The sequence below is a fragment of the Enterococcus sp. AZ095a genome, assembly GCF_050546735.1.
GTDB lineage: Bacteria > Bacillota > Bacilli > Lactobacillales > Enterococcaceae > Enterococcus_D > Enterococcus_D entomosocium.
The window spans coordinates 536,491-552,099 of sequence record NZ_CP172953.1; the positions used below are offsets into that span (position 1 = coordinate 536,491).

Genomic DNA, 15,609 nt, shown 5'->3' on the forward strand with positions numbered 1-15,609 from the left:
GACTGAATCATGGATGATTCGGTCCTCCTTTTTTGATAAATACGCAAAAAAACCAATATTTTCTACTTAAATCCAACGAATCACAACAGATTTTATATTTTATGACCATTATTTGCGATTTTATTGTCATGTTCGCTTGCTTTTCTGGAAAACATTCTATAGAATGTAAGCGAATAGAAACCAAAAAAATAGGCACCCCGTAATTCTGTTGGCGCAGACTTACGAGGCCCTGATCAGTCACTTCTCTAAACAGGATGACCAATCAAGTTGCCATAGTTGATCGCCAAAGGCATCAACGTGTTTATTGTACCCGATTTCCTTGTCGATTTCTAGTAGATTCAGGCAGGTTTTTGGGCAAAAACCGTGGGATGCTGGACGCTTATTTTGCTATGCCAAAGGCATTGGACAATCTTGTCCAATGCCTTTTTTGTCGTTTGAAACGGTTCATGCGCAGGATCGTTTGCGGCAAATAAAAGGTGTGAAGATCAGTTGAGAACAGTTGCATGGAAAATAGGCAGTCATAGTTGAGAAATCCAAAGCCTTGCGTTCTTACTGTGTTCATAGCAATAGCGTTTTGGCGATCAGCACTTCAATCCTAGGTTCTTGAAGGTGGCAAGCCTTGGTTTCTATTCACACTTCGAAAAGATACCTGAACGCACTCTTTCAGCGATCTTTTAAGGTTAAGGAGGAAGCTTATGAAGGATTCGTTAAAGAAATTTATGGAAGAAAAGATGCTGCCATGGGGAATGAAAATTGGCGGTGAAAAGCATCTAGTTGCTATCCGTGATGGACTTGTCACCACGATGCCTTTGATTATTATCGGTTCCATTTTTGTTATTTTATCCAACGTTCCATGGGAAGGCTTTAACCTATTTGTTACGAGTATTTTTGGCGGGGAATGACGCAGCAAATTAGACTTTGTCGTCCAAGTGACCTTTGGTGTGATGGCGCTGTTCAATTCCTTTGCTATTGCGTATAGTTTAGCAACCACTTACCGCGTCAGCGGTTTATCTGCCGGTGTATTGGCAGCGTCGGTTTTTCTTTTAGTCACTCCGATTGAAGATGGCGGCATTCAAATGTCTTATCTTGGTAGCCGCGGGCTGATCGTAGCAATCATCACTAGTCTAATCACGGCGGAGATTTTCCGATTATTCGTACAAAAGAATATCGTGATTCGCATGCCAGAAAACGTTCCCCCGGCGGTCAGTCGCTCCTTTATTGCATTGATCCCCTCATTCTTTTGCCTCTCGCTTTTCTGGGTGATTCGTTTATTAGTGGAATCATTCGGCAACACGAATGTTCATGATCTGCTGTACAGCCTTGTGGGACAACCTTTATCGATCATTGGCGGAGGCTTTATAGGTGGTCTATTTGCCATTATGTTTACGTCATTGTTTTGGTCAGTGGGCATCCACGGTTGGGACTTGGTCTTGAGCGTCCTGCAGCCGACATGGATTCAAATGATCGATGAAAATCGGATCGCTTTTCAAAACGGCGAAACGATTCCGCATATCATCAATTATACCTTTATGAATACCTTTGTCTGGATTGGCGGTAGTGGGGTGATTTTGGGCTTGGCGATCTTGCTATTAGTCAGAAGTAAAAGTAAGTATTTAAAAGAGTTGGGGAAACTCGGATTTCCATCAACGGTTTTTAATGTCAATGAACCCATCATGTTTGGGTTGCCTGTTGTCATGAATCCATTGATTTTGTTCCCATATATTCTGACGCCGGTCGTGTGCTATGTCATCTCTTATACGACAGTTGCCATGGGGATCGTCCAACCTGCCGTCGTTTTGGTTCCCTGGTCGATGCCGCCAATCATCGGCGGTTATCTAGCCACAGGCGGACATATTTCGGGGGCAATCTTACAGCTGGTGAATCTGACGGTTTCTATCGCCATCTATTATCCATTCTTCAAAATGCTAGATAATCGGACATTAGCCAGTGAACTCGGTTCAGAAAGTGGGGCATAAAATGAAGACAAAACGATTATTGAATTGCACGGCAGCTGATTTTAAATCATTTGATAAAGACCAACTATTGGAAAGTATCCGAGGAAGTGCCGGTCGGACGATCGTAGCAGAAAATGATGTCCAAATCGATCCGATGTCTAGAGGAATCACCAATGCTGAATTCGTCGCTGCATTTGGGGCGGATTTGATTTTGCTGAACCTATTTGATTGCGAAAACGGCGCTATCAAAGGATTACCGACAACGGATGACCCCATTCGCTTTTTGCAATGCTTAACGGGGCGGCCTGTTGGGGTCAATCTTGAACCTGTCGACGATTGTGCAGAACAGATGGAACAGTTGACAACTATCGCTACTGGGCGTTTGGCAACAAAGAAAAACATGGCACGCGCAGAAGCACTTGGATTTGATTTTATCTGTCTGACAGGAAATCCTTCCACTGGCGTTTCAAATAAGGAAATCACAGCGGCAATCCAACAAGCAAGAGCCATTTTCTCTGGGATCATTATTGCTGGAAAAATGCACGGAGCTGGTGTCAATGAACCCGTGTTAGATGAAGAAATTGCGTCTGCGTTCATTCAAGCTGGAGCCGATGTTATTCTTGTACCCATTGCGGGCACGATTCCTGGGCTGAGTGAACAACACATGAGTGATCTAGTGGCCTTTATCCACCAAAAAGAGAAGTTGGTCATGGGCACCATCGGTACTACACAGGAAGGTGCAGATACAGGTACGATCCGTGCCTTGGCATTGACTAGCAAACGTGCCGGCTGCGACCTTCATCATATCGGAGATGCAGGTTTTTCTGGGACCGCTGATCCCGAGAACATCTTGCAACTATCCATCGCCATCAGAGGCAAGCGCCATACCTATCACCGAATGGCCGTCTCAGTGAACCGTTAGGTGGAACAAATGGTCACATGCCTATGAAAGGCAAGAAGTGTTAGAAGAATTTTTCGTTGAATGTTGAATAATGAAGCAAGACCGAAACAGAGAGTGAGTTCTTTGTTTCGGTTTTTTATAGTGAGTAGTATTGAAGTGTGGATAAAGTGTTTTTATAATAAATCTATCGGAGGTGCGTATGTTTAAGATAGGTGAATTTTCAAAGCTCTCTCAAGTGAGTATCAGAATGTTGCGTTACTATGATGAGATGGGTCTATTAAAGCCCGATAGGATTGATACGTTTACTGGTTATCGACTGTATTCGGCTGTTCAATTGCCTGAACTCAATAAAATACTCTATTTGCGTGATAGCGGCTTTCGTGTAGCAGAAATTGCGGTGTTGCTGAAAAACCAAGAGCAGGACTTCCTTGCAGAACAATTAGAAAGAAAAAAAGATGAAATTGAGACAACTATAGAGGCGGAAAAACAAAAATTAATCAAACTAGAAGTAGCTAAATTAGAATTGACGAAGGAACGAACAGAGCGCCATTATCAGGTCACAATGAAAGCAGTCCCGAGTTATCATGTGCTCTCCCTTCGCAAAGTCATACCAAATTATTTTGCTGAAGAGGAACTGTGGAGAGAACTAGCCACTTTTATGGAGCTTCATAAAATAAAGAATTTCGGACAATCATTTTCGATTTATCACGACCAAGAGTTTAAAGAAAAAAATGTCGATGTTGAATTGTGTGTGCAAGTGAAAGCAGGCCTGCAAGTAGATTCCAAAGTATTTTCTATCTACGAAACGGAGGCAGTGCCAATTATGGCGTGCACGATGGTGTACGGTGCATTCTCCAACATAGCCAACGTCTATTTGTCCTTGGCTGAGTGGCTACAAGAACATCCTTATTACCAAATGGACGGACCAGACAGGCAAATCGTGCATCGCGGTCCTTGGAATGAGCAGGAGGAAAGCAATTATTTGACTGAAATACAAATACCACTCATAAAACGATGAGTAGCAGATTTTTTCTATTTTCTCTTGACTCTCACATTGTGTCAGGCACTATTCTGAGAGCACAAAGAGGAAATGGAGGAAAGAAAATGACAGAATATAAACTACAACCGATTGGGATCATTCAAAACAATGAGGAAGGATGCTTGCTCAAGCTTAAGAAAGAATATGTTCCAGCTTTGGCAGGGATTGAAGGATTTAGTCACCTTCAATTAGTATGGTGGTTCAGTGATTTTGCGGATGCAAAGTATCGAATGATTTTGGATGCTGAGCAACCCTATAAACATGCGCCTGAAAAAATGGGGATATTTGCTACGAGATCACCCATCCGACCAAATCCAATTGCATTAAGTGTTGTTCAAGTATTATCAGTCGATGTTGAGAAAGGAATTCTTTCTATTCCTTATATTGATGCAAACGACCAAACGCCACTAATAGATATCAAACCGTACACACCAAGTTTGGATCGAGTAGAAGTGCCCAGAGTTCCTTCCTGGTGCCATCATTGGCCGAACAGTTTAGAAGAATCTGCTGATTTTAATTGGGAAAATGAATTTAATTTTTAGAGGATAAAAAATAGAGGAATCAATCGGTAGATTGTTGGCGCAACAATGAAAATTTAAGAAATGTCGATGTTCGATTCAAGTAAAGAAAAAACGCGGTTTGTTTTTAAGGGACATCCTCCGCTATAATTGGGGGGAACATTAGGAAGAGCGAAAGGAGTACACCACATGCTAACAGGCAACAAAGTCACTTTAACCCCTGCGGAAATCAAAGATAAAGAAGCGGTCTATCAATGGTGTTTTCACTCTGAAACCACAAAATATCATTCCGGACCACCTTCTTATCCTAATGCACCGATCGCCACTGAAGCAGAGTTTTTTGAGGACTATCAAGAGTATTACTTTACTGGTGCCCAACCGCAAGATGGCAGAGGCTTTTTGATTCTACATGCAGGTGAACCTATTGGCTTTATTAGTTACTCCTCGTTTCATCTAAAAGACGGCATAGCAGAATTGGATATCTGGTTGAATCGAGAAGTTCATTGTGGTAAAGGATTTGGTACCGATGCGATCGTCACCCTCGGTGATCATTTACATGAAACATTCGACATTCAAAAATTGATGATGCGACCATCGAGAAAAAATATCCCTGCAGTCAGATCTTACGAAAAGGCTGGTTTTACGCAATCTACCCAAGACCTTGCTGACTATTTGTTGGAAGAGTATCTTGCTTTATATGCCGAAGGGGATTATGGGGCAGAAGAAACGGTGACATTGATCAAAACGTTTCCATCAACTGTAGTGAGCTGATCTGGCTGATCTGGCCAATCTCTAACATTCGGCTTCAAACGATTAAAGGTTATTTCATGAAAACAGTCCATTTCACTTTGCAAGCAAGGGGAAATGGACTGTTTTTTACCTTTTAGCAATTTAAGGTCATTCAAAATACTCCTTCTTCGCTCTATCTTCTAACTTCGTTCGCACGCTAAATTCCTTCCTATACAATAGTTATCGAAAAATTGCATAAGCCCTCTATCCTTGCTATTCCAACATTGAGAACAAAACATAAAATAAACATAGTTTTTTTGCAAAATTCCGAGAAACAGCGAGAATGTTTGTGCTATAATGGTCGCTCACTGTAAAAATTCAATAGAATCTGGGAGGGTATAGCATGCAGGAATACATTACGATCCACAACGCCAGGCAGAACAATTTGAAGGGCTTTGACTTGAAGATTCCCAAAAGAAAAATCACGATTTTCACGGGTGTCTCTGGTTCTGGCAAGTCATCGATCGTCTTTGACACGATCGCACAAGAAGCTGGTCGACAGCTGAATGAGAACTTTTCGAAATTTGTCCGCAACTTTTTGCCAAAATACAGCCAGCCCGATGCCGATGCCATCGACAATCTTTCGATGGCGGTAGTAGTTGATCAAAGCCGTTTAGGCGGCAATTCCCGCTCCACATTAGGGACGATCACGGATATCAACCCCTTGATCCGCTTGCTCTTTTCTCGTCTTGGTCAACCGTATTTAGGTCCTGCATGGAATTTCTCCTTCAATGACCCTCATGGGATGTGTCCCACTTGCGAAGGGATTGGGCGGATCGTCGGGTTAGATTTAGAAAAGGCACTGGATCTTGAAAAGTCCTTGAACGAAGGGGCAATCCTGCTTCCTGGCTACAAAGTCGGCTCTTGGCTACTGAAGTCCTTCACCAATACGGGCTTTTTTGACAATGACAAGCCGTTGAAAGAATATAGCGAAGAGGAAATGAACCGCTTTTTGTATGCCCAAGGAGAAAAAATCGATTCCTTGTATATGGAAGGCATGAGTTCCACCTATGAAGGCTTAGTCGCTCGTTTTAATCGCTCCAATATCAAAGGTGGCAATGAAAGCTCCGCTGCTACGCAGAAGAAAATCGCTTCTTTCATGAATGAGCAGAAGTGTCCTGACTGTCAGGGAAAACGATTCAATCCACAAGTACTCGCGTGTAAAATCGCGGGCTATTCGATTGCGGACGTTTTGGCGATGCAAGTGGATGAACTATTGACGGTTCTTCAAGAAATCTCGGAGGAGAGTGTCCAACCCCTGCTTCAAAACATCCAAGCGAGAATCACTGATCTGATCAATATCGGGTTGGATTATGTTTCCTTAGACCGTGAAACAACGACGCTTTCTGGTGGGGAAAGTCAGCGGGTAAAAATGGTCAAACACTTGTCTTCTAGCTTGAACGATGTGATCTACATTTTTGATGAACCGAGTATTGGGCTGCATCCAAGGGATGTCCACCGATTGAATGAATTGTTAGTCAAACTACGGGACAAAGGGAACACCGTCATCGTAGTGGAGCATGATCCAGATGTCATTAAAGCAGCCGACCATATTATCGATGTTGGTCCTAAAGCTGGAAAAAATGGCGGCTATATTACTTACGAAGGAACCTTTGAAGGATTGCTGCGCTCAGATACACTGACTGGCAAAGCCTTTGGACAGATGGTGGATTTCAAAGAAGCCCCTCGCAGAAGCCAACAGTTTATCGAAACGAAAAAATCGACGCTGCATAACTTGAAAAATACAGCACTGCGGGTGCCATTAGGGGTATTTACGGTGGTGACCGGTGTCGCTGGTTCTGGAAAGAGCAGTTTGGTAAATGGTGTTTTTGCCAAAGAATACCCTGAAGCCATTACGATCGATCAATCAGCGGTGGCGGGGAATATTCGCTCTAATCCTGCAACCTATTCAGGAATCATGAATGACATTCGCAAGTTGTTTTCGCAAGAAAACAAGGTTTCAGCAGGTCTTTTTTCCTACAATTCCGAAGGTGCTTGTGAAACGTGTAAGGGCCACGGGACCATCAAGATGGAGCTGTCCTTTATGGATTCCGTCGAGGTTTTGTGTCAGGCATGCGGCGGCAAACGGTTTAAAGAAGAAGTCTACCAGTATCGCTTGAAAGGCAAGTCGATCGATGAAGTCCTTGCCATGAGTATCACGGAAGCGGTGGAGTTTTTTGAGGAAAAAGCGATTCAAAGAAAACTAAAACAGATTTTGGCTGTAGGTCTAGGATACATGACCCTCGGACAGCCATTAAATACCTTGTCTGGCGGTGAATGCCAACGACTGAAGTTAGCAAAAGAATTAAGCAAAAAAGGCAATATCTACATTATGGATGAACCAACGACCGGATTGCACATGGCCGACATCAAAAGCATCTTGGCGATCATCGAACGATTAGTAGAAAAAGGCAACACGGTGATCGTTATCGAACACAACCTTGAGGTCATGAAAGCAGCGGATTGGCTGATCGATGTCGGTGTTGATGGTGGGATTCGCGGTGGTGAAATCTTGTACGAAGGAACCCCAGACCAACTGATCAATTGTCAATCGTCGATTACTGCGCAGTATTTATTTTAACGAAAAAGCCAAGACTAGCCGTAAGTAGCTCTTTTCATCGAGTGTTGCTTGCGGCTTTTTTTCATTCCATCGAAGAAGCGATTACAAGTTAGAAAATAAAATTCAGAACGCTATTTTTTTCATTATTAGTAGGTTTTTTGATAAAAATACTGTAAATTTGAGTATATAATTACCAAATAGTGGTCTATTTATGTAATAGTATAGAAAAGAATCTCTTGAAAAAGGAGTGGAGTGGATGAGAGAGCTGCAATTGGCCTTCATCAGCAACCGCACAACCGCGCGGTTGTTTCGGCTGTTGAGTACGATTGAGCGAGATCGGGTGTTTACGATTGGCGACTTAGCTGAGCGCAATCAGGTAACTCAGCGGACGATTGCCAATGATATCAAATACATGAAAGAATATTTTGGGGACAGTATAGTTCTTGTTTCCGGCAATAGCGGGTTTGTTTTCGAAGAGAAAAAGCCTACAGAATATCAAAAAAGAAAACAAAGTTTGTTAAAAAATGAATGCTTATTTGAAATTATCGGGAATATCTTTCATGGCAAGTTAGCTAAGGTGGATGAGCTAGCACATCATTACCATTTTTCAGAGAGTACATTTCGGCGCTTACTTAATCAGCGCAACCCTATTTTGAAAAGCTATGGCTTACAATGGACCTCCAATCCTTTAACGATTGAAGGAAGCGAAGCCAACTTACGTAAGTTTTTCAAAGATTTTTACTATGAAGGGGTCGAAACGATCTATACATTGGTCCCAGACCAAGCATTGCATGACTTGATTTTAGGGCAATTGGATGACAAGTTCGGCTATTATGAAATCGGATCTGGGGCGACCCCCGCAGCGTTTTACTATACGTTTTATATTGCCATCAAACGCGCGAGCCTTGGCTATCATATCACTGTGCCCAAAGAACTGGTCAGGCAAGCGTATAAAGGGAATAGTTTCGCCAAACTTTATTCCTTGAAAAAAGGCATTGAAGAAATCTATCAGACCCAGTTGCCCAAAGAAGAATTTGCTTGGATTTACTTGGTCACCCTGTGTAAGCGAACCTTGGATCAAGAAGAACGAGAGCAAAAATTTTACCGTCAGTTTCATCAAGGTACAGCGATTGCAAACGTGGCCGAATTGTTTCTGCAGAACCATGATGTGCCCAAAGAGCAAGCCATTACGGTGGCGACGTTTTTACGTTCTTTCTTTTTATCGAGGAAAATAAACCATGCGATTGCGCCGGTTTTGAACAAGGAAATGGATGATATCAAAGAAGTGATCATGCGTTCCAACAGCGAGAATTATCAAAAGAACTTACAATTTCTTAAGGAGCAGAGCAAAAAACTCTCTTTGTCTAGTGCTTACTTAGAAGACATCTGTGTCAGTTTAACAATTTATAGCGAGTTGATTTTCGATTATTACGCACCAGCAAAAACCATTTATTTTCTCCTAGAAGGAGATCATTTTGTGTGCCAGCACATTCAAACTCGAGCAATCCAGCGGTTTGGCAGCAAGCACGAGTTGACCTTTGTGCAGCTGCAATATTTAACAAAGAAGACGCTAAATGGATCACATATTGATTTGATCGTGACCAATTACAATCGCTATCTCGTCGATTACAAAGTCAAAACAGATTATTTATTATTAAAATCTCTTCCAGATGATCGAGATTGGGAACATCTTGAACGGAAAATAAACCCGTATCAAAAACCGCTTTTTTAAACCCATTCCCGTACCTTTCACACAGTGAAAGAGGTAGGTTATTTATTCATCTATTTCAGGTGTTTATGAAAATAATGATTTTCTTTTGCTAAAGCACCACGCTATTCTTAGTTTAGTAAGGACCACGCGTGATACACTTACAGTTTTTTTCGTCTCAATAACCTTCGTTTTTAAGAAAACGGAACTCGTATGTAGATATTATTTTACAAAAACCCAATCTAACAACTTTCTTCAGACATTTGATTCGTCCAAATGTCTTTTTTTGTCGTTCCCCCAAAAACGAAGAATATTGAGACAACTTTGTGTGAAAAGGAGGAGGCTGTTTCTTAGCTTCAACCTTCTTGACGCACCAAAGACTTGAAGAAAGGAGGATATGATGAAACTACTTACATTGTTTTCTGCAGTATTCCTACTAAGCAGCACGGCGGTCAACACGACGCTGGCGTTCCAGCAAGTTGCTTATGCAGAAACAGAGTCACTTTCTGAAGAGACGCAACACTCCTCAACTGAGGAAACCACTAATTCTGCTGATCGATCGGAAGACCAAGAAACAACCGAAGAAAGCAGTGAAGAACAATCTTCTTCGGAAGCCACGGATGATTCCACGACAGCTAGCCAAGAAGAAGCAGAGGAAAATGAAGCACTGCCCGAAGCAGAAACGCCAGATAGCTCAGAAGACGAAGCGGAAACAGAAGCTGAGAATGAGCAAATCGAAAGGTTTGATGCTGAAGCTTCAGCGGTCGCATTGACTGTAGCAAGTGAGGCGCAATTGCGGGCAATTTTACTTGGGGAATCCTTCACCGATGAAGATGGCACGGAGTATCATTACGAAGAAATCGCCAATGATCAATCCTTGGTGCTTACTTTTGCCAACAACTTGGCATTAACTGAGCCAATCAGTGGTATCCAACGGGCAGACGTCACTTTTCGTAGTCATGATACACCTGTGATCGTTTCGCAGACGGCGGCAGAGAACCTGATGCAGTTTGCGGCACCTGTTCAACTGACTTGGCAAGGGGTGCAACAACAAGGCATTCAGTCGGCGCAAGGGCTGGCTCAAACAACTGGGGCTTCAACGATTACCTTTGAAGATACCCAACTGGAGCTGACCACTACCGCAGGACGCGTGGTGAATAACAACCAAGCACATCTTCATTTCAAAGGAACCAATGTGGTGACGACAGCGACGTCTTCCATTCCAACGTTATTCACGGCTGAAGGACTCTTGGTCGAAGGCCAATTGACGATCAATCATCGCTCATCAAATGCCACACCAATCTTTGAAATGAATCAAGTAGCAGTGGCTAGCCAAGCTGAAATTTCTGTCACCCGAAGTACCAACAGCAATACTGGCACTGTCTTTCACATGACAGGTACCGCAGCAAGCCTTGATTTTGGTCAAGGAAGTATGACCACGATTCGCCAATCTGGCGCAATGGTTTCTCTACCAAATGCCAATCAAGATAGTCGGTTGACGCTAGCAACCGGGGCAACACTAGATGTTGGCACGGGACAGGGGCTTTCTGGTAATTCCACCAGCACGCTAGGCGAAGTAAGGTTACAAGCAGGGAGTCAGTTAAAACTATCTGAGTACGGGACGGTCAGCGGGACGCCCGCCATCAATGTCGGACACCGCTTCATCGTTGAAAATAGTACCGCGGACCAACCTACCATTATTGAAGGAACGCGGACGGGCACAACGACCGGAGCTTTTATCCAGCTCCAAAGTGCAAATTCCTCCATCGATTTTGGGGAGAATACACAAACGCGAATATCGCAGCATGGACCGATGTTTACGGGTGTGGCTAGTACCACGATAGTGATTCAAGACCACGTGAAAATGAACAATCAGCATAGCAACGGGTTTAATGGCAACGTAGCAGTCAACAGTATTGCGATTGGTGATCAGGTGGATATAACCATAAGTGAACCTAGTAATGCCACTGTTGGTCAAGCGTATCGAACCTTTTTCGCAACGTCTTCGGTTCAAATCGGAAGTCATACAACAATTGACGTGCCGAGAACGCGAACGACCTCTTCAGCAAGTACATCGAATGTTGTCATCGGCTTAGCATCAAGCAACGGGAAAATCACCATTGGTGACTATTCTGAAATAGCCGTGAACCAGCGAGGGGCGTTTGTCAACGCAAGTTTGTCCCATGTCACTTTAGGGAAATACTCAAAACTAACGGGCGTATTAGGGAATGGCTTTACCGCTGGAACGATGGTCGATCAATTTGAGCTGCTTGAAGGGGCTGAAATCAATGTTGCTGAGCATTCAACGAGCACAGCAGCCAATTCTTTTTCCGTGCAACGACGTTTCTTCCTAGGAGAAAAAGCAGCGATCAATTATTCTCGCACATCATCAGCAGCCAATCCTTTCATTGCACTGGGTTCAACGTCGACGGCTTCACAATTTTTGTCAGAAGCAAATGCAACCATCACCCTCAATCAAGTAGGACCATTGGTGACTGGTCGCAGCACAACAGATATCTATATTGGTGAAGCAAATACGATCAGCCTACAAACCGCACAAGGCTTTACCGGTGGTACCTCATCTGCTGCTTCTTCAACCATTCGCCGGTTGCATGTGGGCGATCACTCTGAAATCACCGTTTCTGGACGAAGCAATGCAAATGTTGATTTTTTCCGGTTTAGAGAAGAAATCAAACTAGGTCGTGAAGCGGAAGTAACGGTCAATCATACAACGCGACAAGCTGCACGAGCCGTTTTTCGTTTAACCTTGGCGAATTCGAAATTTACGATGGAAGAAGGAAGTAAAGTCGAAGTTGATACTGGTGGACGATTTCTACAGGGAGTCGGAACAACAGATCTGTTATTCGGCGAAAATTCCTATACGAGAATAAACGCTGCTAGAGGAATGACAGGAAACACCACTGTTCGTTCAGTTACGCTTGCGCAACATGCTGAAGTGCATTTGACAGAGCCAACAACGACGGCGATTCAAAATTCAGCAACAAGTCAAAATTATTCCAGAATCCGAGTATCACAAAGAGTGGAGTTGCAAGACAATGCTACCATGACGTCAAGAAGAGATCGAACGACTTCAGATTCCCGATTTATTTGGTTGACTGCTAGTAATTCATTTGTTCGGATTGGTAAAGGGGCTACCCTCGACGTGGATCAATCTGGAGGAATCTTTAGAGTAACGACTTCCTCTAATTTCATTCTCAATGATGAGGCAACATTTAAAGGTGTTGCGAGAGGTTTAAATACTCAGGCGGGAGGCAATGCCTCAAGCAATCATTCGAATTCATTTGCGAATATCACAGTAGGGGCCAGAGCTAATTTTTCCATGACCGATAATCGGACAGGCATGGGAACATCGGCGGAATTTATCAATCGCCCGTTAGTCAATGTGCGGAATTCATTTTCGGCAGGAGAAGATTCTACGGTTGTATTGGAAACCATAAGAAATAAATCTGAAGTTCTTTATTTCAGACTTGCCAATGCACGATTGAATATAAACAATGTGAATTTGTTTGAAATTAGTCATCCTACGACAAGAACTGGTCAAGCCAATGCGCAATTGCAGCGTTTGATCCGATCTGCACAAAATACGGTTGCGAACGGTTTGAGAATCAATGTTGCGAGTCAAAAACTAGCAGTTTGGGAAAATGCTTCTTTAGATGAACCAACAGAAGAATTTATCAATATTTCCGGAACGATGCGAATCAATCGAAATGGGGGGAATACATTCCCTTATGGCGGCACAGGAAATGGCGAAGCGCGTTCCAGATTACTGAGTGGCGAGCAATTAGAGGGTTCTTTGGAAAGTCTGGAAAAACAAACGGATATTTACCAAGTGATTGCTAAGAATAACTTCAATAAGATTCGTTTTTCAGAACCAGAAGGCCTCATTGCCAGAATTGATGCATTGAGTGATCAGTCGACTGAAATCACTGGTTCCATGTACGAGGATACCGATGTCACCTTGATCTCTTATACAAATACCGATGGAGAAATCGTCGAATTGGACAAAAACTCTGAACGAATCGAATGGGGCGACTATCGGGATGAAAATCAGCTGTATCGCTATTTCCGCATTCCCTTAAGAGAAAATGAGCGATTGGAAACAGAGACAGAAGTGTCGATTTTCTTATCGAAACCTTCGATTGAGACCTATGTCGATGTGACCGCTCGTCAAACCGTGATTAAAGGTTTGAATTTTGAAGCATACAATATCACTTTAGATCGCTATAAAATTAATGAATTAAGCACGCAAGAAGAATTAGATGCTTTGATCCTTCAAGAAAGTCGCGCGCAAGCCGTAAATGTGTTGACGGAAGCGGATATGACGGATGACTTTCGCATCGTAGAAACGGATCTTACACGAGAAGTGGACGAAGACGGCAGTTACTTCGCTGTTCTTGAGGTGGGGAATAAAGCCTACCAGATGACCATCGGTATCGATGTGACATCGAAACTTGAGCATATGCGGGTGACGATCCCGACCAAAATGGTCTTTGAATCCTTGTACAATACGGCGGAATCGAATCGTAATTTTGAAAGCCAAGCGTATGAGATCCGCAATCAATCGCCACTTGCTGTGGATACCTATATCAATCAATTGGCGATCGATGATCCTGCCGGAATCGTCTTGTTAGAAGAGGGAGAAGATCCCCTCGATTACGCTGAAAGTGAAAGCGAAGAGGAAGACCCAACCCTTACTTATGACGATATCTCAACCCCGCTGTTGCGATTGAACCTAAAAACGGAAGAAACCCAGATTCAACTCTATGAAGCGATGGAAGAACAACACTTGGTTCGCTTAGAAGAAAGAAGTCGCGTGCCGATTTCCTTAACAGGGGATTTCTATGGGGATTACCCGCAATGGGTCGTTGATTCAGAAGCCGATCAAGGCGGATATTATGAAGACTTGCTCGTACCGAATTATCGCATCGTCTTACGCTTTGTTCCACGAGACTAAGAAAAAAAAGATCGTACCAAATGGGAAGGAGGTGAATCCATTGGAGCAAACGAATCAAACCGAAAATAAAAAACGACGGAAATGGCTCTGGTGGTTGTTGCTATTGGCCGTACTTGCCGGTGGACTCGGGTACTATTTCTATCAATCAAAAGAAGCAGTTCCGTTGATCAGTGCAGACCTTTTGCCTGAATCTGGCGATGCCACCGATCAACGATTATCTGAACGGGCGCAGGAAATTGCAGATGCGAATTATTTCACCCTGCAAATCAATCCAGAAGCCATTTTTGAAGATGGTCAAAGCACGGGATCCATCGAAATCGTTAATCCAGGCACCAATGTGTACCCAATCGCCGTGGATATCTCTTTACTGTCGAGCGGGGAAGTCATCTATTCTTCCGGTGCGATCTATCCAAATCAATTTGTTGAAAATGTCGCCTTGGCGACACCATTGGCAAAAGGTGAGTATCCTGCCAAAGCCACCATCAATATTTACGACCCTGAAAGCAAAGAAAAACAAGGGGTCACTGAAGCTGAATTAACGATTATCGTTAAGAATTAAAAAAAGGAAAAGTGAGGAAATAAAAATGAAAAAATTTGTAGCAGCTATTCTAAGTACAGCAACGATCGCAGGAGTAATCGCAAGCGGCACCACCGCTTTTGCGACACAAACTATTGACGGACGTGAAGGCGATACGTCAGGAGATGTCCAAGTAAACGGGATCATCGGTGAATTCGATAATACAACACCTGGACCAAATCCCGATGATTTGAACCAATGGATCAATGTAACGATTCCAACGACTGCTTTGTTCTATACGACAGAAGCGTCAAGTCATACAGAGATCGTTTCGCCTACGTACACAGTGACAAATAACTCAGCAGTTGGTGTGATCGCTTCTGTTGCAGGTGTTGATACACCATTGAATATGTCTGAAGTAGACTTGTTAAACGTAAACGGGATTGAGTTGTTTGAAAACGGCACACCAACTGTAACAGAAACAGAATTGTTTACCCTTGAAGGCAACCAAGGAACGAATGAAGGGACGTTTGCGTTCACTGGTGAAGCAACACCTGTCAATGCATCAGAAGAATCAAACCCAAGTTTCAAATTGGTCTTGAGTTTTGCGCCGGATGTAGAGGAAGACTAAAAACTGAAATCCCAGT

The 15,609-nt window shown here is 43.2% G+C and carries 11 protein-coding genes; all 11 read left to right on the forward strand.

Translation table 11 applies throughout. The features are described from left to right. The first annotated feature begins 695 nt into the window (after positions 1–695). The 11 genes from IGJ26_RS02520 to IGJ26_RS02570 all read left to right on the forward strand — a co-directional run bounded on the left by IGJ26_RS02520 (position 696) and on the right by IGJ26_RS02570 (position 15,593). Positions 696–902 carry a hypothetical protein gene (locus IGJ26_RS02520; RefSeq protein ID WP_430599837.1) on the forward strand — a complete coding sequence of 69 codons (207 nt, stop codon included), beginning with the start codon at positions 696–698 and terminating at the stop codon, positions 900–902. Between the two features lie 27 nt (positions 903–929). Continuing rightward, a complete protein-coding gene (locus IGJ26_RS02525; protein ID WP_430599838.1) occupies positions 930–1,976 on the forward strand; it encodes a PTS sugar transporter subunit IIC in 1,047 nt (348 codons plus the stop codon). A gap of 1 nt (position 1,977) precedes the next feature. Then, positions 1,978–2,877, forward strand: coding sequence for a haloacid dehalogenase-like hydrolase (locus tag IGJ26_RS02530; protein ID WP_411415742.1), 900 nt, complete (start codon positions 1,978–1,980; stop codon positions 2,875–2,877). A gap of 178 nt (positions 2,878–3,055) precedes the next feature. Beyond that, positions 3,056–3,874 carry a MerR family transcriptional regulator gene (locus tag IGJ26_RS02535; RefSeq protein ID WP_430599839.1) on the forward strand — a complete coding sequence of 273 codons (819 nt, stop codon included), beginning with the start codon at positions 3,056–3,058 and terminating at the stop codon, positions 3,872–3,874. An 86-nt stretch (positions 3,875–3,960) separates the two neighbouring features. Further along, a complete protein-coding gene (locus IGJ26_RS02540; RefSeq protein WP_430599840.1) occupies positions 3,961–4,437 on the forward strand; it encodes an SAM-dependent methyltransferase in 477 nt (158 codons plus the stop codon). A gap of 165 nt (positions 4,438–4,602) precedes the next feature. Next, complete coding sequence (locus IGJ26_RS02545; protein WP_061053737.1) at positions 4,603–5,184, forward strand: GNAT family N-acetyltransferase; 582 nt, start codon at positions 4,603–4,605, stop codon at positions 5,182–5,184. A 361-nt stretch (positions 5,185–5,545) separates the two neighbouring features. Next, positions 5,546–7,783 (forward strand): ATP-binding cassette domain-containing protein, encoded by a 2,238-nt coding sequence (locus IGJ26_RS02550; protein WP_016612450.1) that lies wholly within the window; start codon positions 5,546–5,548, stop codon positions 7,781–7,783. 235 nt (positions 7,784–8,018) lie between these two features. Continuing rightward, positions 8,019–9,494, forward strand: a complete 1,476-nt coding sequence (locus IGJ26_RS02555; protein ID WP_016620737.1) for a helix-turn-helix domain-containing protein — start codon at positions 8,019–8,021, stop codon at positions 9,492–9,494. A 373-nt stretch (positions 9,495–9,867) separates the two neighbouring features. Then, a complete protein-coding gene (locus IGJ26_RS02560) occupies positions 9,868–14,445 on the forward strand; it encodes a hypothetical protein (RefSeq protein WP_430599841.1) in 4,578 nt (1,525 codons plus the stop codon). Positions 14,446–14,485: 40 nt separating this feature from the next. Further along, entirely contained in the window at positions 14,486–15,004 is a 519-nt protein-coding gene (locus IGJ26_RS02565) for a hypothetical protein (RefSeq protein WP_034871937.1), read from the forward strand. Between the two features lie 25 nt (positions 15,005–15,029). After that, on the forward strand, positions 15,030–15,593 hold the full coding sequence (locus IGJ26_RS02570) for a hypothetical protein (protein ID WP_008377887.1): 564 nt from the start codon (positions 15,030–15,032) through the stop codon (positions 15,591–15,593). The last annotated feature ends 16 nt before the right edge of the window (positions 15,594–15,609 follow it).